Below are 21,344 nucleotides of genomic sequence, written 5' to 3'. Positions count from 1 at the left end.
ACGACAAAACGCCCGTGGCTGGCGGCCGGGAACAACCGGCTGCCAGCCACGGACGTTTGCGCTGCGGAGACTTGCATCAACGCCTCGGCGTCAGAGGGAGACCTTTTCCGCCTCGCGCTCCTTGAGCGCCGCGTACTCCGCAATGACCTTTTCGCGGTGCGCTTCGCGCAGGCGAAGGTGCGCCGGGTTGCGCCGCAGCACCAGGTAGCCGATTCCCACCAGGGCAAACCAGATGGGGGTGAAGATGAGCGCCTGCAACGTATCGGCCTGGGTCGTCAGCGACCACAGCACGAAGACGAAGAACGCCAACACCACGTACGGCATGAACGAACCGCCGGGAACCTTGAAATCGCTTGCCCGGTGCAGCTCGGGGCGTCGGCGCCGGAACACGATGTAGCTGATGAGGATGATCGACCACACGAACATGAAGCACAGCGCGGAGACCGTGGTGACAAGCGTGAACGCCTGCGACACCGAGCCGCCCGCGTAGAGCAGCACGACCGCCGCCAGCAGGAACATGCAGGAGAACACCAGCGCGTTGCGCGGGACCCTGCTGCTCGAGAGCTTCCTGAACGCCTTCGGAGCCGAGCCCTCGTTGGCCAGTCCGTAGATCATTCGGGAGGTCGAGTAGATGCCCGAGTTCGCGCTCGAGGCGGCGGAGGTGAGCACCACGAAGTTCACGATGCCCGCCGCACCGGCCAGCCCCGCCAGGGCGAACATTCCCACGAACGGGGAGTTCTCGGCGTCGAACATGTCCCATGGCTGCACTGCCATGAGGATGACCAGCGAGCCCACGTAGAAGAGCAGAACGCGCACGGGAATCGAGTTGATCGCCTTGGGCAGGGTCTTGGTCGGGTCTTTGGTCTCGGCCGCGGTGGTGCCGACCAGTTCGATGCCTACAAAGGCGAAGACGGCGATCTGGAAGCCTGCAATGAAGCCGGTGATCCCTGTGGGGAACATGCCCCCGTGTTCCCAGAGGTTGGAGAACGAGGCCTGGGTGCCGTTGTGCTCGAACCCGGTGAGGATCATGGTCAGGCCGATGATGATCAGCGCGGCAATCGCAACGATCTTGACCAGCGAGAACCAGAATTCGGTTTCGCCGAAGGCCTTGACTGTCGGAAGGTTCAATCCGAGCAGCAGAACGATGGCGATGAGGGCCGGAATCCAGAGGGACAGATCGCCCCACCAGAAGGCCACGTAATGGGCGATGGCGACGACGTCGGCGATGCCCGTGACCACCCAGCAGAACCAGTAGGTCCAGCCGGTGAAGAATGCCGCCCAGGGCCCCAGAAGGTCGCCTGCGAAGTCAGAGAAGTTCTTGTAGTCGAGATTGCTCAGTAACAATTCACCCATGGCCCGCATGACGAAATACAGCATGAAGCCGATGATCATGTAGACAAATATCACAGAGGGTCCGGCAACCGAAATGGTTTTTCCCGACCCCATGAACAGTCCGGTGCCGATTGCACCGCTGATGGCAATGAGTTGAATATGGCGGTTCGTAAGCCCGCGCTCTAGGTGCGGAGACGATTGCTCCGCCGTACTAATTTCGGGCATGTTGGTCGAGCTTCCTGCTGGCGGGCCGTGCTCAGATGTCCACTCTGCGGCCCTACGGTTTGGTGCACGCAATCAACCACCAAGGTGGTTTCCTACACCAAAAGATTACGCCCGCTTGGGACGACGTCGAATCCGAGGGCTCCAGGGCGAGTCTTGGAAGCGACGCTAGGTGGAAGGTTGGGTAAAGAACTCGGTAGGCTATCTGATATGGCATTCCGTAACCGTCGCGCAGCTTCCCTTCCAGCCAAACTTTCGCGCTCTTGGCTGCTCGTAAACGCTTCCAAGCCGGAAGACTTCGCACCGGCACTGGCCTCCGAGGCCGACTCCGTCATTTTCGACATGGAGGCAGCGGTCCCGGACGACAAAAAGGACGAGGCACGCGACAGCGTCGTGGAGGCCCTTTCCACCGGCATGACGGCATGGGTCCGCGTCAACGGAATCGATACCGATTTCTGGGCCAAGGACCTTGCGGCGCTTTCCAAGACGCCGGGGCTTCGCGGCGTCATGCTGGCCATGACCGAAAAGCCCGAGCAGGTCACCTACACCGCCATGCGTCTGCAGGCCGGCACCCCGGTGCTCGCACTGGTCGAGTCGGCCGTCGGCATCGAAAACGCAACGGCCATCGCTTCGGCACCGGGTACCTTCCGCCTGGCCTTCGGCGTGAATGACTTCCGCAAGGACACCGGCGTATCCGGTGACCCGCTGGCCCTGGCCTATGCGCGCGGCAAGCTTGTTGTTGCATCCCGAGTCGGCAAGTTGCCGGGCGCCATCGACGGCCCGCCCGCACCGGGCGCAGGCGCCGAAGAGGTCCTGGCGGAATCGGCCATCACCGCCTCCATGGGCATGACCGGAAAGCTGGCGCTTTCCCGCACCCAGGTCGACGAGATCAACCTCGGCCTCTCGCCGAGCGCCGATGAACTGCACTGGGCCCACGACATGCTCGACGCCCACGCGGCCGGCGCCTCCGTCGGTGACGGCTCCTACCTGCCGCGTCTTGCGCGTGCCCAGAAGATCGCCGACCTGGCCGACTCCTACGGATTGTGGAACGCCTAGAGTTTCACCGGAACCCCGGTTCCGGGCATCAAGCCGCGGCATCGTTCCTTATCCTTCCCCGCCACGGGGCAGGCGCGGAACCGATGGCCGCGGCTTTTGCCGTTAACGCGCCCGGGCGCCGACTTGTCCGGCGACCCGTTCTCGCTCCCTATACAGCGGCGCAGCGTCGGCGTACCGTAAATGAGCATGAGTGAATTGTCTCTGCCGCAACGGGTGGCCCGGGCCGTGGGCGAGAGTCCACTCTCGGAACAGGTGGCTGTCGTCCAAGAATTCGTCTACGGGCCGGTTATCGACTGGGCACGGCGCAGCCCATTTCACACCAGCGTCCTCGGCCACTCGGTGCATCCGCTACTCACCGACCTGACGCTCGGGTGCTGGGTCAGCGCATCCATCCTCGATGTAGCCGGAGGATCCCAGGCGCGTCGCAGCGCCACGCTCTTGGTCGGGGCCGGGTTGGCGGCGGCTGGACCGACCGCTATCGCAGGTGCCGGTGACTGGGCGGAATTGACGGGCGCCGAGCGCCGGATCGGCGCGGTGCACGCACTGGGCACCGACGTCGCCGCCTTTCTTCTCCTTGGCTCCTTGATCGCGCGCATGCGCGGCCGCCATACCCTCGGCGTGCGGCTCGGCCTCGCAGGAAACGCGATCGTTGCAGGAGCGGGCTTCCTGGGTGGACATCTGGCGCTCAACCGCGGAACCGCACGCCGGACCACTGCCGGCCAAGGAACCATCAGCCCGGCAAATCAACCAAGCCGAGAGCAGTCCCCTCTGCCTCCCCTGTGAAATCAGGGAACCGCCAGCACTGACACCCAAGCGTGCATGCCCAGGTCGACCGCGTCGACGCGCTCCGGCTGCGTGCACGTGATGCCGCTGTCGGGATCACCAGCGATCCCGAAGTCCCTGTGTACGGCGAACGCGGCTTCTCGGCGGGAGACCCCAATGGACATGTCCGGATTTTCGCGCGCACCTTGCTGGAGGTGCTCGCCACGCAGCCGGGAGCCTGGACTCCAACCCGGCGTCGCCGGGTCACGGCTTCGGATCTGCATGCTGCTCCTGTCGCGCTCGAACCGTCCGCCCGCCGTTGCCCGGGCAACGGCGGGCGGCCACACTTAAAGCGGTGCCGAGGCCAAAGAACGGAGCGCAAAATGCCCAACATCTACGAACGGCTGGTGCTGCCCCGCTTGATCGCGGTTTCCTGCGGCAACAAGAGCCTGGTGCCGCTGCGAGAGCTGGTCTGCGCGTCCCTGTACGGAAATGTCGTGGAAATCGGCTTCGGCTCGGGCAGCAACGTCGGGCACTACCCGTCTGCGGTGGATTGCGTTGTGGCGGTCGAACCGTCCGACGCGGCCTGGAAGCTGTCGACCATGGCCCGGGATGCCTCGGCGGTCAAGGTGGTGCGCGGTTCCCTGGACGGGCAGTGGCTGGCCGAGGCGGACGGGAGCTTCGAGGCCGCGCTGAGCACCTTCACGCTGTGCACCATCCCTGACCCGGCAGCGGCACTGGCCGAGTTGCGCCGCGTGCTGAAGCCCGGAGGGGAACTCCACTTCCTGGAACACGGGCTGGCGCCCGACGAGCGCGTTGCGCGGTGGCAGCACCGGATTGAACCCGTGCAGAAGGCCCTGGCCGGCGGTTGCCACCTGACCCGGTCGAATGTCGAAATGCTGCGCGAGGCGGGATTCCGCATCACCAAGCTGGAAACCTTCTACCAGCCCGGTGTGCCGCGTTTCGAGGGGGCGTTCAGCCTGGGGACGGCCGCGCGCGACTGAATGCGTCGCGCGCGGACCGATGGGCAGGGGAGCAGGGTACCCGGGACACCGGCGCCTAGGACTCCTGGTACCTGGCGACGAGCTCACGCTTGAGGATCTTCCCGCTGGGGCCCAGCGGGAACTCGGTGAGGATCTCGATGCGGCGCGGGTACTTGTAGGCCGCCAGGCGCGATTCCCCGTACGCACTGATTTCCTGCCCGGTCAGCGTGCTTCCGGCAACCAGGGTGACCGCTGCGGCGACCTCCTGGCCGTGCTTGTCGTCGTGCACGCCGAAGACGGCGACGTTGACGATGTCCGGGTGGGTGATCAGAGCTTCCTCGACCTCGCGCGGGTACACGTTGTAGCCGTTGCGCAGGATCATGTCCTTCTTGCGGTCGACGATGGTCACGTAGTCGTCCGCGTCCTTGGTGCCCAGGTCCCCAGTCCGGAACCAGCCGTCGACGACCGCCTCCGCTGTGGCCGCCGGGCGGTTGAGGTAGCCCGAGAAGAGCAGGTGCCCGCGCACCACGAGCTCCCCGAGTTCTCCGCGCGGCAGCAGCTCGATGGCGTCGTGGACCTCGGCGCGGGCGATCTCCACCTCGACGCCCCAGATCGGCTGGCCGATGGTCCCGGGGCGCGGTTCCTTGCCGACGTGGTTGAAGCTGGCGACCGGGGATGTCTCGGTCAGCCCGTAGCCCTCGTGGATGAGCGCACCGAAGCGTGCGTTGAATCCCTCGAGTACGGTCAGGGGGAGCGAGGCGCCGCCGGAGACCGCGTAGCGCAGTTCCGGGGCGGCTTCCGGGCGCGACTTTGCGGCCTCCAAGAGTCCCACGTACATGGTGGGGACGCCCGCGAAGATGTGCACGCCCTCGTCGAGCACCATGGACAGTGCTGCCTCGCCGCTGAACTTGGGCATCAGCAGCAGTTCGGCGCCGGCGCGCAGGCCCGCGTTGAGCACCACCGTCTGCCCGAAGGTGTGGAAGAGCGGCAGGCCGCCGAAGATCTTGTCGCCCACGCGGATGTCCAGGGTGTTGAGCAGGATGACGTTGACCTGCTCCACCAGCGCCAGATGGGTGCCGAGGGCGCCCTTGGGCTTGCCGGTGGTGCCGGAGGTGTAGAGGATGGTGGCGATGTCCAGCGGGTTGCGCGGCAGGTAGGTCTCGATCGGCATCGCCGTCGCGGCAAGGTCCTCCAGGCGCGGGAATTGCCCGGCCTCCGGGGAAAGTACGGTGAGCACCTCGGCCCCTGCGGCCTGGGCACCGGGTGCGCCCTCGCCCAGCAGCGGGGCCGCGCAGACCATCGTCTTCACCTCGGCGTCGGCGAGCATGTACTCGATCTCGTGGCGCTTGAGCAGCGCGTGGATCGGCACGGCAACGGCGCCCAGTGACAGGATCGCGTAGTAGACGCGGGCGAAGTCCGTGACGTTGGGGATGAGCACGGCAACGCGGTCGCCCTCGCCGATTCCCGCGTCGCGCAGGGCGCCAGCGTAGGCGCGGGTCTGGTCCCACAATTCCCCGTAGCTGGTGCTCACGCCGCCGAAGGTGATGGCCGGGCGGTCGGTGTGGCGCCGTGCCGATTCGACCAGGATTGCTGCGACTGACAGGGTTGCGTTTGCTGCGGGCGTATTCACTGGTGCGGCTCCGTGGGTTGATATGACCTGTGTCACGTTAGTCTTTCGTGAGACTCGGGCTCATGTCAAGGAACTGGGTTCCATTGCCGGGCGTTCGGCTCCGCGGACGCCACGAGGCAGGCGGGCCGAAGCGGTCCGACCCCGACAGCGTGTGGCTTGAATCGACCCGCCGGCATCCATCCGGCGCCAACTTCGCCATCGTAAGAGAGGCAGATGGATGAGGGTTTCGGGGATCGGGGCGGGCCGCTGGCCCCGACCCGGACACCGGATATTCGTGGTCGCACCGCCGCCGGGAAAGTACGTGGTTCGCAGACCTTTCTTTCTGCTTCCATGTGAGTCATATTGGACAAGCAGTTGCAGCTCTCTTCCTCATGGATGGCCCGCCCTCTGCGGGCTCGGCCCCGCTCGAAATGGAGGCGCACAGTGGCCCACATCCAGCTGTTGGGCACTGGAGGCACCATCGCCTCGCGTGGACATGGGCCCGGCGGATCCGTTGCCACCGACGCATCCTCCTCGCTGGTCCAGACGCAGTATGGCGATGTCACTGTCAGCGCACGCGACGTACTTACCACCGGCAGCTACCTCCTCGGTCTGGCCGACCTGCGCCGGATTGCCGAGGAGGTCGGGGAGGCGCTCGCCGATCCGGGCATCGACGGCGTGGTGGTCACCCACGGAACCGACACCCTCGAGGAGACGGCATTCCTGCTTGACCTCGTGCACGCCTCGCCCAAGCCCGTGGTGCTCACCGGCGCCCAGCGCACTGCGGACAGCCCCGACGCCGACGGTCCGCGCAACGTCGCGGAGGCGGTGCGAGCGGCGGCCAACGAGCATTTGCGAGAGTCCGGGGCGCTGATCTCCTTCAACGGGACGGTCCGTTCAGCCCGCGGCGCTCGCAAGGTGCATACCACCGCGGGCAGCGCCTTCGGGGGCGGCATCGAGGTGGCCCACATGGCGGGCGACCGGCTCGTGGTTGTTGCCGCGCCCCGCCGTTACCCGCCGATGCCGATGCCGAAGGTGGCGTTCGATGGCGTCCGCGCGGAAATCATCACGGCGTATCCCGGGGCGACGCCGGAGCTCATGGATTACGCGGTGCGGCTCGGGAGCCGCGTCGTCGTGCTGGCCGGCACCGGGGTCGGCAACGCGGGGCCCGGATTCGCCGACGCCGTGAAACGGGCGACGGAGAACGGTTGCATCGTCGTGCTCAGCACCCGGGCGCCGTGGGGACCCATCGTCCCGACCTACGGCAACGGCGGAGGCATCGACCTGGTTGCGGCAGGCGCCATTCCCGCGGGCGACCTCAACCCGTTCCAGGCGCGCATTCTCGCCGCCGTCCTGCTCTCCTGCGGCACCGGGACGGAAGAATTCCCGGCAGCATTCAAGACCTACTGCTAAAAACACCCACCTCTCACAGAGGAGACATGATGTCCAAGAAAATCTACGTCTCGGTCGGCATCCACGTCGACGCGGTCGGCGGCTGGCTGGGCTCCTACGGCGGGGAAGGTTCCCCGGGCGACATCTCCCGCGGCATGTTCGCCGGCGAGGTCGGCGTGCCGCGGCTGCTCCAGCTCGCCCAGCGCCGCCAGATACCCGTGACCTGGTTCTGGCCGGGACACTCGGTGGAGACGTTCCCGGCGCAGTTCGACGCGGTCGTGGCTGCCGGACACGAAATCGGGGTGCACGGCTACAGCCACGAGAATCCGATCGCCATGACCCGCTCGCAGGAAACCGAGGTCCTCGATTACTGCACCGACCTCATCGAGAAGCGTTCCGGGCGCAAGCCGGTGGGCTACGTGGCGCCGTGGTGGGAGTTCTCCCCGGTGACCAACGAGATCCTGCTTGAACGCGGGTTCCTCTACGACCACTCCCTGATGCACGACGACTTCACCCCCTACTACGTGCGGGTCGGGGACTCCTGGACCAATATCGACTACGAGGCCGACTCCGCCAAGGAATGGATGAAGCCGCTGGTGCGCGGCGGGGAAACCGACCTGATCGAGATCCCCGCTTCGTGGTACCTCGACGACCTGCCGCCGATGATGTTCATCAAGTCCAGCCCCAACAGCCACGGGTTCGTGTCCCCGAACGTCGTCGAACAGCTCTGGCGGGACCAGTTCGACTGGGTCTACCGCGAAATGGACTATGCAGTCTTCCCGATCACCATCCACCCCGATGTCTCGGGCAAGCCGCAGAACCTGCTCATGCTCGAGCGGCTCTTTGACCACATCCAGTCCCATGACGGCGTCGAGTTCGCCCGCATGGAAGATCTCGCCCGTGACTTCGCCCGGCGGAACCCGCGCCTAGAAACCTGACGGACCCGTCGCCGGGTCTGCCGTCAGGCCCGGGGCGCGGCGATGGCCCGGGCCACCGGAACCGTGCCGTCGGTGAAGTTGATGGTGCGCCCGATCGTCGACGGGTCGTCAAGGGTGGCCGCGATCGCCAGCGCGACGTTGCCCCGCGAGGTGCCGGTGTCGCCGGAGGCGTCCGGCGTGGGATCGAGCAGCCCGCTGGGCTCCCGGAGTGTCAGCGCCCCGGGGCCCAGGATCGTGTAAGCGAGTCCGCTGGCGCGCAGGTGCTCGTCGGCGGCGATCTTGGCGGCCATGTAGGGGTAGAAGGGGTCGTCCAGCGGCACCAGATGCTCGGCGTCCGCGGTCAGGAACGAGACCATGACGTACCTCTTGACGCCGGCCAGCTCGGCGGCGTTCATGGAGCGGATCGCCGCGTCCCTGTCCACCGCATAGGTCCGCTCCGGGTTTCCGCCGCCGGCCCCCGCTGACCAGACGATCGCGTCGGCGCCGGCGAAGGCCTCCGCCAGCTCGGTGGCGGTTGCCGTTTCCACGTCCAACACCAGGGCGAGCGCGCCGGTGTCAGCGACATCCGCGACGTGGTCGGGATTGCGGATGACCGAGGTGACCTCGTCCCCGCGGCTTGCCAGGATCCTTGCTGCGAGCAACGCGATCTTGCCGTGTCCGCCGATGATGGTGACCTTCATGGTGGTGCCTGCTTTCGTCCATGGACAATAGAGCGCTTGGCTCAACCGGGAGATGGTTGCGGCGCAACGTATTGTCCGGCTTCGCCCTTGCCGACGAGCCTACACAGTGCGGTGCGGAATGGGGGACAGCAAAGCCCATTTCCTGCTGCCCGCAGGCCACCGCCGAGGAGGTCTGGCCGGCCCGTACACGAACAGGGGCGTCGGGAAGGCAGTGCGGTCATGATCCTCCAACGGAGTGGTACGGGGTCGTTGAACTGCCGACGTCTTGCTGTTCAACGACCCACGAGCCAACGTGCCTGCCGTTTCGCTGTCCGTTCGGAGGAGACACTTCGTCCTCGTATTTCGAGCTAGCTAGATACCGATTGCGTCGCTCCCGTGAGATTCTGCGGTGAGATGGCTTCCGCCAACTCGGATTCACTAAGCAACCCGCGTTCAAGGATCAGCTCAGAGAGACTCTTTTTTCCGTGCAAGGCTTCCTTCGCCAATTCAGCGGATACGGCATATCCCAACAGTGGGGTCAGCCCCGTGATTACGGCGAGGGAACCCTCAACACGCTGTTTGAGAAGGCTTTCATTTGCTTCAATTCCCACCACGCAACGTTCCCTCAATGTCTCGCTCGCGTGAGTCAGCCACTGAATGGATTCCAGCAATGCATCAGCCATCACCGGTTCGAAGGCATTGAGCTGCAGCTGCCCTGCTTCCACTGCCATGGTCACGGTCATGTCGGAGCCGACGATTCGGAACGCCACCTGGTTCACCATTTCCGGGATCACTGGGTTTACCTTTCCGGGCATGATTGAGGATCCGGCTTGGACCGCTGGAAGATATATTTCACCGAAACCGGACTGGGGTCCCGACGACAGCAACCGCAAGTCGTTGCAGACCTTGGACAGCTTGACCGCTGCCCGCTTGACCATGCCGGAAAGCAACAGAAACACACCGGTGTCAGATGTCGCTTCCACGAGGTTGACCGCCGCAACCAGGGGCAGCCCGGTGATTTTGGCGAGCTCCGGGACCACGCGTGCCCGGTACTCGGCCGAGGCCGTGATGCCGGTGCCGATTGCGGTGGCGCCCAAGTTGATTTCGGCCAGATGCAACCGCATTTCACACATGCGGTCATTGTCCTCTCGCAATGTTTCGGCAAAGGCGCCGAATTCTTGTCCGAGGGTCATCGGGACGGCATCCTGCAACTGAGTGCGTCCGATCTTGAGGATGTCGGCGAATTCCAAGGATTTCGTGGCGAATGCTGCCGCCAGCTTGCCGTGTTCCTCGACGAGCTCATCCAGAGAGCGGCGCAGCGCAATCTTTACGGCCGTCGGATAGGTGTCGTTGGTGCTCTGGCTGCGATTGACGTGGTCGATAGGATCCAGATGCTGATACTGGCCTTTTTCATGTCCCAGTAGTTCCAGTGCCCGGTTGGCAATGACCTCGTTGGCATTCATGTTGGTGCTGGTTCCAGCGCCGCCCTGAATGCGGTCAACCACGAATTGGTCATCGTATATGCCATCCATGACTTCGGCGGCTGCGGCTTGAATGACCATGGAATGCTTGGCGCTGAGCAGGCCCGTGGACTCATTTGCCCGCGCGGCGGCCGCCTTGACCGCACCAAAAGCCCAGACCAGATGACGGAAATCTCCAACGGTTCGACCACTGATCGGGAAGTTTTGGCGGGCCCTCTCGGTACTGATCCCGTAGTAGGCGCAGCCCGGTACTTCGACCTCCCCCATGGAATCATGTTCCCGACGGGTGGAAAGCGATCTTGCCGGCTCATTGCCCAACATACTCGTTCCTTTCGTTTTGGAGATGGCTACCTACATAGTCCAATGCCGTCAAAGCCAGGGCCGCGGCCCCATCATGAATTGCGTTTTCGGCTGCGGCCCCGACGCAATGCTCGGCGAATTGCACTTGATGGTTGGAATCCGGATAGCAGTTCAGTCCTATGTAGGGGTGAATGGCCGGAACGAGTTGCGACACATTGCCCATGTCGGTCGAGGCCCTGTTCATGGTTGCGTGCTCCGCGGGCGCGTCAAAGCGGCGCCCAAGTTTTTGTGCGTGGTGGACATACATTTCCAGTGCCCGCGCGTCGGTCCTGAACTCGGAGTATGGTTCGGACTCCGGGGTCATTTCGAGGTCGCATCCCGTGGCCAGCGCACCCGCCTCAAAGCAGCGGCGCACGCGGGCCTCGGCCAGTGCCAGCTCATCAAGGGTTTCGGCGCGGACATACCAGCGTCCTTCTGTATGTTCCGGGATGGCGTTGGGTGCCTGACCTCCGCGTGTCTGGATGCCGTGCACCCTAGTGCTGCCAGGCAGTTGCTGTCGCAACAATCCAAGTGCAACCTGGGCTACAACAAACGCGTCATTCGCATTCACTCCCTGTTCGGGGTAGGCGGCGGCATGGGCCGACTTCCCTCGATAGGAAATATGGTGGTGTCCCACCGCGAAGGGTCGGGCCTCCGCGGAATCAACGGGTCCGGGGTGGGCCATCATGGCCAGGTCCAAACCCTGGAACGCGCCTCGTTTGAGCATTTCAATCTTGCCGCCGCCGCCTTCTTCGGCGGGGGTGCCATAGACCTCGACCGTCAGGTCGTATTGATCTGCCAGATCGGCCAACGCAACGGCGGTCCCGCAGGACATTGCGGTAATCAGGTTGTGTCCGCATGCGTGCCCCAATTCGGGCAGTGCGTCATATTCAGCACAAAGTCCGATTCGGAAACGTCCTGATCCAAACACCGCGCGCAACGCAGTGGGGAATCCAAGGTATCCGCGTTCCACCTCGAAGCCGTGGCGCTCCAGGAATTGCGCAGTCCATTCGGCAGCCTTGAACTCTTTCCAGCCCAGCTCGGGGTTGGCATGAATCTTCTCCGATAGCTCGACGAGTTCATGCTGTATTTCTCTAACGCGGCGTACAACATGCTTGTGCACTGTCGGGTCCAACTTCCTTCTCAATCACGAGGCGCATTCGGGAACCTGATAACGCAATGGGTCCCAGACCGACGATCTGGAACCCATTGGCGCTTGATTGTCAGAGATCCCCGGGGACCCCGTAGGACGGGGCAACCGTTGGGTTGATCGCGCGGGAACGGTAGGCTTCCTTTTCGGGTGCCCAACGCTCCCAGAGATCCTCCAAGACCCCGATCGGGTCCTCATCGTCCCAATCGACGCGTAGGTCGGTGGAGGCCCAGGAATGTCCATCCACAACCACGAGACCGGCCGAGTGGACGGTGCCTTCCTCGCCCCCGGCGTTCAACCCGGCAACCAGGCCGTCCAGTAGCCGTCGTTCGAAGGCACTTGCCGCCGAATTTTGGTAAGCAGCCATGATGGCGGCGGGAACTCCCGGGTCGGAGAGCAAATTACCCGCAGCCACGGCTCCATCAAGGGCAACGACACGGTTGGTTCCAAGCGTCCCCGATCCGGAGAACGAAGCCACGTTGCCGTCCTTGTCAACGACGGCGACCTGCCGAAAATCCATGTGCTCCGCATCCCGGGCAACGCTGTCAAGCGCGACCTGCGCGTTGGAACCGGACTCAAGCGCGTTGAGAATCCGTTCGCCCAGTCCAGGGTCGGTCACGTTCTGGGAGGCAACGCCTCCCACATCCGACCGCAGATGGACGCACCGGGCGGCCACCGATGGGCTGGAGGAGGTGACCACCATGCCGAACGCTCCGGTGCGGGGATCACGGGCAACCAGTGAAAATGTCATGTCAGTGTCCTAGGGGTTGTCTTGGCTGCTCAAACTCGGGTGGCAAGCTTGGCCGCGTCGTTTGTTTCACCGGTGACCCGGTCGGAGAGGTCGGCAGCCTTGCGTACAAGGTCGAGCGGCCCTTCGAAGTCGAAGTTCCGGTAGATGGCACCGAGCTGGGCAAACGGCGGCGACTGGGCAAAGAGCTGGAAGGTCAGCCGGTGCCCGGCGTAGTCGCTGTTGAGCAGGTCGCGGGCGAATGCCAGGAGCTTGCGGCGATCGTCGGCAATCCAGTTCTCATTGACGTTGTAGTACTTGTCCAGCCAGTCCTTGGTGTCCGGGTGTTCGAACGAGGCTGCATCGGGAGTGATGCAGATCTGGCCGCCGCACAGTTCACGAGCGATGTGCATCATCGTGGGGAGCTGCGACAAGGCCGTTACCCGGCCGGTGTAGAGCAAGGATTGATTCGGCATGAGCAGCCCGCCGGGGCTCTTCTCTGCCATGGCGATGGATGCGGTCAGATGCGCATTGATGTTTTCGCGGTAGCAGGCGAGCTGGGCCAGCTTCTCCTGAACGGCTGGCTGCTTCTCCAAGCCGGTCTGCTTGACGTTCCACAGGGCAGCCCCGATCATCAAGTCGGCGAGATGCTGGGTGCGCTGGACGAACGGGAACGCACTGTAGCGGTGCAGGGTGGAGCGAATGAACGCCGCAGCACGCGTGTGGCGGTAGAAGAGCACATCCTCCCAAGGGATTTCCACGTCGTCGAAGATGACCAGTGATTCGACTTCGTCCACCCGGTTGGACAGCGGGTAGTCCTTGGCCGAGGCCCGGCCGGCAAAGCCCGTGCGGGAGATGAACTTCAATCCCGGGCTGGAAAGGTTCGCGACGAACCCAACGGCATAGTTGGAGAGTTTGTCGTTGCCCCAATTGGCGATGGTTGGCTTGGTGAATGCCTGGTTGGCGTAGGCCGCAGCGGTTTCGTACTTGGCGCCGCGAACCACGATCCCGTTGTCGGTTTCGCGGACCACATGCAGCAGCATGTCCGGATCCTGGTCCTGGGGCGCCTTGGACCTGTCGCCCTTGGGATCCGTGTTGGCCGATATGTGGAAGGTGTCGGCGGTGATGGAGCGCTCGATGTGTCGCCGGATGTTGTCCGAAAAGCGCGGGTCGACTTCGTTGAGGACATCCTGGCCGTCAAAGAGCGACCACATTTCACCAATGGTCTCGTCGCCGACTCGGGTAACGACGCCGCCGGCCTCGCGAAGCGTCAGGTCCACTGCGCGACGCTTGTCCGACCAGTCTTCCTGGGTCCGTGGAAGGCGATTGCCGATCGCGTTGAGTTCCCCATTCTTTTCATCGACGTAGGTCATCGTCGCCTGGGTCGACTCTTGATGGGCCATGTCGAAGATCATGGCTCGCTGATCAACGATGGGCTTGAACATGGGGTGCGTGGTTACGTCGTCCACCTGCTCGCCGTTGACGTAGACCTTGCGGCCGTCTCGAATGGACTCGCGGTATTCTTCACCAGTACGAAGCATTTGCCTCTACCTTTCTCGCATGAAAATTAGTTGGATAATGCTGGCGTCTTAGCGCACCGGGCCCGAACCCGGGTAGTCGGGAAACACCGACGGCTCAACAGGTTCTGGTTTGCCATAGGTGCGCGCGTGATAGGTCAAGGGTTCTCCCGGTTGGCCTCCTACCGCGGTGACGTTTCCGAAATAGATGTAGTGGGTGCCGCATTCGACGACCTGCCGTAGGATGCAGTCAAATGAAGCCAGCGCGTCCACCAGCGTGGGGCAGCCCGAAGGCAGCGGCGCCCATTCTCCGCAGGTGAAATCCCACCGTTCCTTGCCGGGCCAAGGCCGGCCGGCAAAGGTGTCGGCCACATGGTCATGCTGGCGTCCCAGTAACGAGACGGAGAAAACGCCGTGCTTGACGATGGCCTCGTTGAGCGGGCTTTTTCGGTTCACACATACCAGCAGGGTGGTTGGATCGGCTGTCACCGAGCACATGGCGCTGACCGTCTGGGCATACCTGCCGCTGGGGCCATCGGTGCCAACAATCGTCACGCCGGTGGCGGCGCGCCCCATTGCCTCAACGAACGAGTTCCGCAACGCTTCTGGATTGCTCTTGAGGCCAACGGTGACAGCTGGCTTGACTGACGTAGACATTGAATCAACCTCCTTGGATCGACCGGAAATGGTGCCGGTCTGAATGTTCACAAGAACAGTCTGTGATTCAAGTCGCAATTGAACAAGCAGATTATTTCTTAGTTATCCATCTAAAAAATCGAAACCCAATTCATCGAGGTTCATGCATTCCACTCCAGAGCGCGAGGCTGGTTTCGACCTGTTCCATGAACGCCCGCACGCGTGCAGTCGGCCGCACCCTGGATAGATGCGCAGTGGCAATGCCCAGTGGCGGGATGTCCGCCGCAAGTTCGCGCGTGGCCACCTGCAACCCTTCGTAGCTCATGGAGATTGCGGTGCGCTGGCTCAGGATGGAGTATCCGAGGCCGCGCGCGACAAGCGCGCGAACCATCTCGAAACTGGTTGTCTGAAAGCGGACGGTCGGCTCTAGCCCCTCAAGCTGGAAGAACGACAGGAAGTACTCCCCGCCGGGAGCAAGGTCGAACAGGATCATCGGTTCAGGGGCAAGCTCGCGCAGGGAGACTCGGCGGTGTTCTGCCAATGGGTGGTCGACAGGCAGGACCACGTAGGGCTTGGACGCATAGACCCGGGTCAGGGTAAATGTTCCGGATTGCTTGAGTTCGTGCAGCTGGTAGTCGTAGACGATGATCAGATCCAATGCCCCGTTTGCAAGAGAATCGGCGAGAGTCTTCTGGTCGCCTTCCATGAACGAAAGCTCGACCCGCGGGTTCTTCCGCAGGAATTCATCGATCACCATGGGCAGCAGCACGGGAGCCAGGGACGAGTAGCAGCCGACGCGGAGCTTGCCTGCTAGAGAATCGACGCTACTTCTGGCGGACTCATGCATTTCCTCAATGCCCATAATGATCCGCCTGCTGTCGGCCACCACCTCGCGGCCCACCGTGGTGAGGCTCATTCCTCGAGGGTGGCGAACAAACAGTTGCGCGCCGAGCGACTGTTCCAGGTCGGCGAGTGCCGTCGAGACGGCAGATTGGCTGAGAAACAGCTTCGTGGCCGCACCTGTGACACTGCCGGCCTCGGCCGCCGCCAGCAAGTATTCGAGTTGCTTGAGGGTTATTTCAGCCATCGATTATTCCGATACCTTCCTTCGAATTCATGTGATATGCAGCACTCGCAAAGTGTTGCATAGTTTTCACAACGTCGAGGTCGCAAACGGCGAGGGCACCGGGCGACCAGCCACCAAGGAGGACCAATGACAGAGCTCAGCGCGGATGTACAGCTGCTTCAGGAAATACTTTCCATCGACTCAACATGGGGTAATGAAACGCAGCTGGCCGAATATATTGCGCAGCGGATGCGTGAATGGGGCGTTGACGAAGTAGAACTTGTTGAGTCGATGCCTGGACGGTATTCGGTTGGTGGACGCATCCGAGGAACCGGCGGCGGCAAGTCGCTCCTTCTGAACGGGCATCTGGACACGTACGAAGCCTCTCCGGACTGGACCAAGGATCCCTTCCACGGAACGGTTGAAGATGGTCGCATCTATGGGGCAGGCATTGCGGACATGAAGGCCGCTACCACGGCGGCCCTCGCTGTCATGCGCCGCATTGCCACCGGCGGCCAGCGTCCGAAGGGCGACCTCGTGTTCCAGGGCGTCTCTTGCCACTTCGAAGGTGGAGTCGGCACCCGTTCGCTCCTCGAAGCCGGATTTACTGCGGACGCAGGCATCTGCGGTGAGCCCACGGACAACACCATCGGCACGGTCCACAGGGGGGCCGCCTATCTGAAGGTCACCACGCACGGCAAACAGGCGCATACTTCCGCCAAGGAACTCGGACTCAACGCCATTGAAACCATGGAACCGGTCCTCGCAGGCATGCGGAAGTTCGAATCCGAAATGCCGTACGACCCGCACCCCGAACTCCCCGGCGGACCCAAGCTGAACATCGGCACTGTGCGCGGAGGCACCAAGCACAACCAAGTTCCTGACCGTTGCGAAATGACCTGCGACATTCGGTTGCTTCCCAGCCAGGACCCATACGACGTACGCGACCAAGCGGAAAGCATGATTCAGAAACTCGCGGAAACCGATCCGCGCATCGACGCGACGGTTGAATTCAGCGAACACTGGCTTTCCGGCCCCCGCCTTCCCTACGAAATCGACAAAGACAGCCCCATCGCTCGTGCCGTGGCTGCGGCCATGCACAGCGTTGGCGCCGAACCGGTCTTCCAGGGCATTCCGTTCTGGACCGACATGGTTCCGCTCCACCAAGCAGGCATTCCATCGGTGAACATCGGTCCAGGCACACCTCCCTACTCCTGGGCCGACGAATGGGTGGAACTGGCGAAATACGAAGAAATTATCGAGATATACGCCGCAGTAGTAAGTGGCTGGTGTAACCAGAGCGTCTAGCATCACTCTTCGGCGCCGCAACTTTTAACTAGGAGAACATCATGGGTAAGACTTTCCGCAGTACTCTCGTTGGGTGTGCAGCCATCGCATCACTCATGCTGACCGGATGCGCGGGTTCCAGCAACGCCGGCGCCCCCGTCGACGGCACCGTCCCCAAGGTGGCCACCAACGCCGCTGGCATCCTCAATATCGGCGTTGACCTCACGTATCCTCCCTATGACATGCTGCAAGACGGCAAACCGGCAGGCTTCGACGTTGAATTCATGAATGCCGTGGCAAAAAACCTGGGCCTCAAGGCCAGCTACACCGACACCCGTTTCGCGCAGATCGTCGCCGGCATCAAATCCAACCGCTATGACGTGATTGCCTCGACGCTCTACATTTCCGCGGCCCGAGCCAAGGAAGTCGATTTTGTTCCCTACTTCCAGACCGGAAACTCGATTGTCAGCCTTGCTGACGGGGCGAAGTACGTGACTGCGCAGGATCTGTGCGGAAAGAGTGTTGGAGTTGTCACGGCAACGGTCATCGCCGACATCATGCCGCATGCCGAAAGCGACAAGTGCAAGGAAAACGGCAAGGAGGGCATCACCGTCAAGGAATTCCCGACCGACCCCGAAGCCACCCAGGCGCTGCTGGCACATCAGGTCGATGCTCAGATGACCGACGGCGCTGTCGCCAAGATTGCCGTGGAGAAGTCTCGCAACCGTCTGGTCCTGAGCAGCGAGGAATTGATCTATCCCATCGCAGTGGGCATCGGCGTAAGCAAGGGCAACACCGCCATGCAAGATGCGGTGGCCGGGGCCATTGAAACCATGAAGGCCGATGGCAGCTACAAGGACCTGTTGGCCAAGTACAACCTCGAGCCGGTGGCTCCCGAGGTTCTCAAAGAGTCATTGAACCGGAAATAGGTGAGTGCCATGGTGTTTGATTGGGGATATACGTTTTCGTTGTTCCTGGATCCCGATCTTTGGAAGGGCGCCGGCGTCGTGGTCGCCTTGGCCGTCTTGTCATGGACGATCGCCAACGTCGCGGGAATCGGTTTGGCCCTCATGCGCGAATCGCGCAAGCGGGCACTGAATGTGATCGCCGGCCTCTACATCTGGCTCTTCCGGAGCCTGCCGTTGCTGGTTCTTCTGGTCTTTGCCTACAACATCCCACAGGTGTTCCCTGCCTCGCAGGTCATACTGGGTTCGTCGTTCAACGCCGCGTTGATCGCCATGGTCCTGCACGAGGCGGCCTACATGGCGGAGATCCACCGCGGCGGACTGCTCTCGGTCGGACTCGACCAACGTGAGGCCGCCAAGGCGCTCGGCCTGCGCTACGGGCAGTTCCAGCGCCGGATCGTGCTGCCGCAGGCATTCCGGATTGCACTTCCAACACTGGGCAATGAGTTCATTTCGATCCTGAAGCTCACGTCGCTTGCCAGCGTGATCTCGCTTCCGGAGATCCTGTTGGTGGGCCAGCGGCTTTTCACCCAGAATTTCCTGGTCCTGGAGACTCTGACAGCCGTCGCGGCCTTCTACGTCCTGCTGGTGACGGTCTTTGACCTGCTGCGAGCGGCGCTGGAACGCAAGCTGGACGTCACGCGCCGCCACACGAAGCTCGAGGGCGGCCCGGCAGAGATCGAACACCTGACGGCTCGGATTCGCGAACGCCACCCGCATGTGGGCGACAAGCTGGTGCGTGCAGAGGAGGTCACCAAGTCCTTTGGCGAAAACCAGGTCCTCAAGGGCGTGAATCTCGATGTCCACCGCGGAGAAGTTGTGGTCGTGATCGGGCCATCCGGTTCGGGCAAGACCACGCTCGTGCGTACCTTGAACCACCTGGAGCCACACGATGGCGGGCAGATCGTCGTCAACGGGGAAACCATCGGCTACCGGATAGATGGCGACGGACGGAAGCTGCCCCTGGGCGATGCCGCCATGGCCCAACAGCGTTCCAACATCGGCATGGTCTTCCAGCGCTTCAACCTGTTCCCCCACCTCAGCGTGCTGGAAAACGTCACGCTGGCACCGGTGCAGACCAAGCTGATGACTCAGGCGGAGGCCGACGAGTACGGCCGCGAGCTGTTGAAGCGGGTGGGCATGGGACAGCATAGTTCCAAGTACCCGCACCAACTCTCCGGCGGGCAGCAGCAACGCGTGGCCATCGCCAGAGCCCTGGCGATGAAGCCCTCGGTGATGCTTTTCGACGAACCCACCAGTGCACTGGACCCGGAGCTCGTGGCAGAGGTGCTGGATGTCATCGCGGGCCTGGCCAACGACGGCATGACGATGGTCATCGTGACCCACGAAATGAGGTTGGCCCGCGACGTCGCCGACTGGGTCGTGTTCATGGAGGAAGGCAACGTCGTCGACACCGGCTCTCCGGAACACATCTTCGGTCCGGACGGTTGCGATCGTGTCCAACGATTTGTCAAGCATGTCTCGGCGGGCGTTTAGCCGCTGATACGGCAGTGGGCGGCGTGGTGTTGGTTGCCACGCCGTCCACTGCCGTGTTTGCCCAAAACCGCCTAAGACAAAGCCTGAATGGTGTGAATCGGGAAGGGGATCCAATCGCGAGGAGCAGAGGCACACCGGACAAAGGACTTGCCCGGGTTTGTCCGCATGCAAAATAAACGCAAATCAGGGAACACCCGGCTAGCGAATTACGACGCGACGAGGATTCCGTCTTCGTCGCTCCACAGGGTGGCGCCGGGCCGGAAGACGACCCCGCCGAAATCCACGACGACGTCGACGGCACCGACCGAGTCCTTGGCGCTCTTGCGCGGGTTGGAACCCAGTGCCTTGATGCCCAGCTCGGTCTGCGCCAGTGCCACGCGGTCGCGGATGGCGCCGTTGATGACAACCCCCGCCCAGCCGTTCTTGACGGCGGCGGCGGCGATCATGTCTCCCATGAGGGCGGAATCCAGCGAGCCGGCCCCGTCGACGACCAATACCGCTCCGTCTCCGGGGGAGTTCAGCAGCGACTTGACCAGGCCGTTGTCACGGTAGCAGCGCACGGTGCGGATGGTCCCGGAGAACCGGGGGCGGGCGCCGAAGTCGTCAAGCTGCAGCGAGAGCGACTGCAGGGTTTCGTCGGCATCGAAAAGATCGCAAGTAGTGAAGCTCATGGGCCCAGCCTACGATTTGAGCGCGGAAAAACCGCGGGGTGTTACGCGTTATTCGCGCAACCCCCTTGGGGAACGCCCAGCCGCGGCCGCTCAGCCTTGGTACGGGGGATGGGACACTTGGCCGCTTTTCTAGATGAAGGTGTTGCGGCTGGTGCCGAGGGATTCGATCTCGGTTTCCAGCACGTCGCCGGGCTTGAGCCACGGGTGGCGGCCGGATTCGTTGCGGCGGCCCAGCGCGACGCCCGCCGGCGTGCCGGTGAGGATGACATCGCCCGGGCGCAGCTCGTTGAACACCGACAGGTAGGCGACCAGCGCCGCGGGGGAGAAGACCAGGTCGGAGGTCGAGTCCTCCTGGACCACTTCACCGTTGACCCGGGTGGTGATCTTCGCGCCCGGGGTGAAGTCATCGGCGCTGACCAGCCACGGGCCCAGCGGGGAGGCGGCATCCCAGCACTTTCCCTGCGTCCATTCGGCGGTGCGGCTCTGGTAGCCGCGCATGGAGACGTCGTTGGACACCGCGTACCCGGCAATGTGGTTTGCCGCCTCCGATTCGGCGATGCGGCGCCCCTTGGTGCCGATGACAATCGCCAGCTCGCCCTCCCAGTCGATCCGGTGGTCCTCGGCGGGAATCTCGATGTCGTCGTTGGCGCCGGTGAGCGAGGACGCGAACTTGGTGAAGACCGTCGGGAACTCGGGTTCCTTCTTGCCGACCTCGGCAATGTGGTTCCGGTAGTTTAGCCCGATGCAGTAGATCTTGGCGGGGTTCAGGACCAGCGGCGCATAGTCGGCCGAGGAAAGCGGGACGGCGGTGTCGATGGCGACCGCCGCGTCGAGTGCATCCATACGGGACTCGTCGGTTGCGGCGAGGAAGGCCCCGACATCGGTGAAGCCCGCGAGCTCGAAGGCCGCGTCGCCCTCGATGAGTGCGGCAAAGGTATGGTCGGTGGCACCGGCTCGGCGCAGCGTTGCAAGTTTCATGGAATCATCACATCACAGGTGCGCCTGAGCTGCGGAAAAGAAGACCAAGGTGTCCGCGCACCCTCTGTTTCCGGCGC

General features: G+C 63.2%; 20 protein-coding genes. 8 read left to right on the top strand and 12 right to left on the bottom strand.

All coding sequences use genetic code 11. The annotated features are described in order from the left end of the window. Positions 1–90: 90 nt before the first annotated feature. Complete coding sequence (cycA, locus tag JOF47_RS15610; protein WP_210000056.1) at positions 91–1,557, bottom strand: D-serine/D-alanine/glycine transporter; 1,467 nt, start codon at positions 1,555–1,557, stop codon at positions 91–93. 207 nt (positions 1,558–1,764) lie between these two features. On the opposite strand from cycA, the gene JOF47_RS15605 reads away from it, so the two are divergent. Together JOF47_RS15605 and JOF47_RS15600 are read left to right on the top strand one after the other, a co-directional pair. Continuing rightward, positions 1,765–2,610: an HpcH/HpaI aldolase/citrate lyase family protein gene (locus JOF47_RS15605; RefSeq protein ID WP_210000054.1), complete on the top strand. Its 846-nt coding sequence runs from the start codon at positions 1,765–1,767 to the stop codon at positions 2,608–2,610. Between the two features lie 186 nt (positions 2,611–2,796). Continuing rightward, on the top strand, positions 2,797–3,393 hold the full coding sequence (locus tag JOF47_RS15600) for a DUF2231 domain-containing protein (protein WP_210000052.1): 597 nt from the start codon (positions 2,797–2,799) through the stop codon (positions 3,391–3,393). A 2-nt stretch (positions 3,394–3,395) separates the two neighbouring features. Here JOF47_RS15600 and JOF47_RS15595 read toward each other — a convergent pair whose 3' ends face one another. Further along, the gene (locus JOF47_RS15595; protein WP_210000048.1) at positions 3,396–3,557 is read right to left on the bottom strand and encodes a hypothetical protein; all 162 of its coding nucleotides are present in this window, start codon (positions 3,555–3,557) and stop codon (positions 3,396–3,398) included. 198 nt (positions 3,558–3,755) lie between these two features. On the opposite strand from JOF47_RS15595, the gene JOF47_RS15590 reads away from it, so the two are divergent. Then, positions 3,756–4,376, top strand: a complete 621-nt coding sequence (locus JOF47_RS15590) for a class I SAM-dependent methyltransferase (protein ID WP_210000046.1) — start codon at positions 3,756–3,758, stop codon at positions 4,374–4,376. A gap of 55 nt (positions 4,377–4,431) precedes the next feature. On the opposite strand, the gene JOF47_RS15585 is transcribed toward JOF47_RS15590, so the two are convergent. Then, positions 4,432–5,985, bottom strand: a complete 1,554-nt coding sequence (locus JOF47_RS15585; protein ID WP_210000043.1) for a long-chain-fatty-acid--CoA ligase — start codon at positions 5,983–5,985, stop codon at positions 4,432–4,434. A gap of 423 nt (positions 5,986–6,408) precedes the next feature. Here JOF47_RS15585 and JOF47_RS15580 point away from each other — a divergent pair, with 423 nt between their 5' ends. Both JOF47_RS15580 and JOF47_RS15575 read left to right on the top strand, forming a co-directional pair. Next, the gene (locus tag JOF47_RS15580; RefSeq protein WP_210000041.1) at positions 6,409–7,377 is read left to right on the top strand and encodes an asparaginase; all 969 of its coding nucleotides are present in this window, start codon (positions 6,409–6,411) and stop codon (positions 7,375–7,377) included. Positions 7,378–7,406: 29 nt separating this feature from the next. After that, positions 7,407–8,294 (top strand): polysaccharide deacetylase family protein, encoded by an 888-nt coding sequence (locus JOF47_RS15575; protein WP_210001753.1) that lies wholly within the window; start codon positions 7,407–7,409, stop codon positions 8,292–8,294. Between the two features lie 23 nt (positions 8,295–8,317). Here JOF47_RS15575 and JOF47_RS15570 read toward each other — a convergent pair whose 3' ends face one another. The 7 genes from JOF47_RS15570 to JOF47_RS15540 form a co-directional block, all read right to left on the bottom strand. Further along, positions 8,318–8,974, bottom strand: coding sequence for an SDR family oxidoreductase (locus JOF47_RS15570; protein ID WP_210000038.1), 657 nt, complete (start codon positions 8,972–8,974; stop codon positions 8,318–8,320). A gap of 347 nt (positions 8,975–9,321) precedes the next feature. Next, entirely contained in the window at positions 9,322–10,755 is a 1,434-nt protein-coding gene (locus JOF47_RS15565) for an aspartate ammonia-lyase (protein WP_210000036.1), read from the bottom strand. After that, complete coding sequence (locus JOF47_RS15560; protein ID WP_342592809.1) at positions 10,742–11,896, bottom strand: M20 family metallopeptidase; 1,155 nt, start codon at positions 11,894–11,896, stop codon at positions 10,742–10,744. Before JOF47_RS15560 ends, JOF47_RS15565 begins: the two co-directional genes overlap by 14 nt. A 100-nt stretch (positions 11,897–11,996) precedes the next feature. Beyond that, positions 11,997–12,674: a DUF1028 domain-containing protein gene (locus tag JOF47_RS15555; protein ID WP_210000031.1), complete on the bottom strand. Its 678-nt coding sequence runs from the start codon at positions 12,672–12,674 to the stop codon at positions 11,997–11,999. Positions 12,675–12,703: 29 nt separating this feature from the next. After that, positions 12,704–14,191 (bottom strand): 4-hydroxyphenylacetate 3-hydroxylase family protein, encoded by a 1,488-nt coding sequence (locus JOF47_RS15550; RefSeq protein ID WP_210000029.1) that lies wholly within the window; start codon positions 14,189–14,191, stop codon positions 12,704–12,706. Positions 14,192–14,239: 48 nt separating this feature from the next. Further along, positions 14,240–14,875: a flavin reductase family protein gene (locus tag JOF47_RS15545; protein WP_210000027.1), complete on the bottom strand. Its 636-nt coding sequence runs from the start codon at positions 14,873–14,875 to the stop codon at positions 14,240–14,242. A gap of 79 nt (positions 14,876–14,954) precedes the next feature. Beyond that, complete coding sequence (locus tag JOF47_RS15540) at positions 14,955–15,890, bottom strand: LysR family transcriptional regulator (protein WP_210000026.1); 936 nt, start codon at positions 15,888–15,890, stop codon at positions 14,955–14,957. Between the two features lie 126 nt (positions 15,891–16,016). Here JOF47_RS15540 and JOF47_RS15535 point away from each other — a divergent pair, with 126 nt between their 5' ends. Genes JOF47_RS15535 through JOF47_RS22370 form a run of 3 tightly spaced genes read left to right on the top strand, consistent with a single transcriptional unit; the run spans position 16,017 to position 19,618 of the window. Beyond that, positions 16,017–17,177 (top strand): M20 family metallopeptidase, encoded by a 1,161-nt coding sequence (locus tag JOF47_RS15535; RefSeq protein ID WP_210000024.1) that lies wholly within the window; start codon positions 16,017–16,019, stop codon positions 17,175–17,177. Between the two features lie 41 nt (positions 17,178–17,218). Next, the gene (locus JOF47_RS15530) at positions 17,219–18,085 is read left to right on the top strand and encodes an ABC transporter substrate-binding protein (RefSeq protein WP_210000021.1); all 867 of its coding nucleotides are present in this window, start codon (positions 17,219–17,221) and stop codon (positions 18,083–18,085) included. Between the two features lie 9 nt (positions 18,086–18,094). Continuing rightward, positions 18,095–19,618: an amino acid ABC transporter permease/ATP-binding protein gene (locus JOF47_RS22370; RefSeq protein WP_210000018.1), complete on the top strand. Its 1,524-nt coding sequence runs from the start codon at positions 18,095–18,097 to the stop codon at positions 19,616–19,618. A 206-nt stretch (positions 19,619–19,824) separates the two neighbouring features. Here JOF47_RS22370 and rraA read toward each other — a convergent pair whose 3' ends face one another. Next, the gene (rraA, locus tag JOF47_RS15520; RefSeq protein WP_210000015.1) at positions 19,825–20,289 is read right to left on the bottom strand and encodes a ribonuclease E activity regulator RraA; all 465 of its coding nucleotides are present in this window, start codon (positions 20,287–20,289) and stop codon (positions 19,825–19,827) included. A gap of 129 nt (positions 20,290–20,418) precedes the next feature. Next, entirely contained in the window at positions 20,419–21,267 is an 849-nt protein-coding gene (locus tag JOF47_RS15515) for a fumarylacetoacetate hydrolase family protein (protein ID WP_210000012.1), read from the bottom strand. Positions 21,268–21,344: the final 77 nt, after the last annotated feature.

This window comes from Paeniglutamicibacter kerguelensis (genome assembly GCF_017876535.1).
In the GTDB taxonomy this organism is placed as follows: domain Bacteria; phylum Actinomycetota; class Actinomycetes; order Actinomycetales; family Micrococcaceae; genus Paeniglutamicibacter; species Paeniglutamicibacter kerguelensis.
The sequence above is the reverse complement of the archived record's forward strand: the minus strand, read 5'-3'. Positions and strand labels throughout refer to the sequence as shown.

Excerpts from the sequence above, each read along its gene's own strand:
- JOF47_RS15600 (WP_210000052.1), top strand. The coding sequence starts at position 2,797 with ATGAGTGAATTGTCTCTGCCGCAACGGGTGGCCCGGGCCGTGGGCGAG.
- JOF47_RS15555 (WP_210000031.1), bottom strand. The coding sequence starts at position 12,674 with ATGACATTTTCACTGGTTGCCCGTGATCCCCGCACCGGAGCGTTCGGC.
- JOF47_RS15550 (WP_210000029.1), bottom strand. The coding sequence starts at position 14,191 with ATGCTTCGTACTGGTGAAGAATACCGCGAGTCCATTCGAGACGGCCGC.
- JOF47_RS15570 (WP_210000038.1), bottom strand. The coding sequence starts at position 8,974 with ATGAAGGTCACCATCATCGGCGGACACGGCAAGATCGCGTTGCTCGCA.
- JOF47_RS15515 (WP_210000012.1), bottom strand. The coding sequence starts at position 21,267 with ATGAAACTTGCAACGCTGCGCCGAGCCGGTGCCACCGACCATACCTTT.
- JOF47_RS15575 (WP_210001753.1), top strand. The coding sequence starts at position 7,407 with ATGTCCAAGAAAATCTACGTCTCGGTCGGCATCCACGTCGACGCGGTC.
- JOF47_RS15595 (WP_210000048.1), bottom strand. The coding sequence starts at position 3,557 with ATGTCCATTGGGGTCTCCCGCCGAGAAGCCGCGTTCGCCGTACACAGG.
- cycA (WP_210000056.1), bottom strand. The coding sequence starts at position 1,557 with ATGCCCGAAATTAGTACGGCGGAGCAATCGTCTCCGCACCTAGAGCGC.
- JOF47_RS15605 (WP_210000054.1), top strand. The coding sequence starts at position 1,765 with ATGGCATTCCGTAACCGTCGCGCAGCTTCCCTTCCAGCCAAACTTTCG.
- JOF47_RS15535 (WP_210000024.1), top strand. The coding sequence starts at position 16,017 with ATGACAGAGCTCAGCGCGGATGTACAGCTGCTTCAGGAAATACTTTCC.
- JOF47_RS15530 (WP_210000021.1), top strand. The coding sequence starts at position 17,219 with ATGGGTAAGACTTTCCGCAGTACTCTCGTTGGGTGTGCAGCCATCGCA.
- JOF47_RS15540 (WP_210000026.1), bottom strand. The coding sequence starts at position 15,890 with ATGGCTGAAATAACCCTCAAGCAACTCGAATACTTGCTGGCGGCGGCC.
- JOF47_RS15590 (WP_210000046.1), top strand. The coding sequence starts at position 3,756 with ATGCCCAACATCTACGAACGGCTGGTGCTGCCCCGCTTGATCGCGGTT.
- JOF47_RS22370 (WP_210000018.1), top strand. The coding sequence starts at position 18,095 with ATGGTGTTTGATTGGGGATATACGTTTTCGTTGTTCCTGGATCCCGAT.
- rraA (WP_210000015.1), bottom strand. The coding sequence starts at position 20,289 with ATGAGCTTCACTACTTGCGATCTTTTCGATGCCGACGAAACCCTGCAG.
- JOF47_RS15565 (WP_210000036.1), bottom strand. The coding sequence starts at position 10,755 with ATGTTGGGCAATGAGCCGGCAAGATCGCTTTCCACCCGTCGGGAACAT.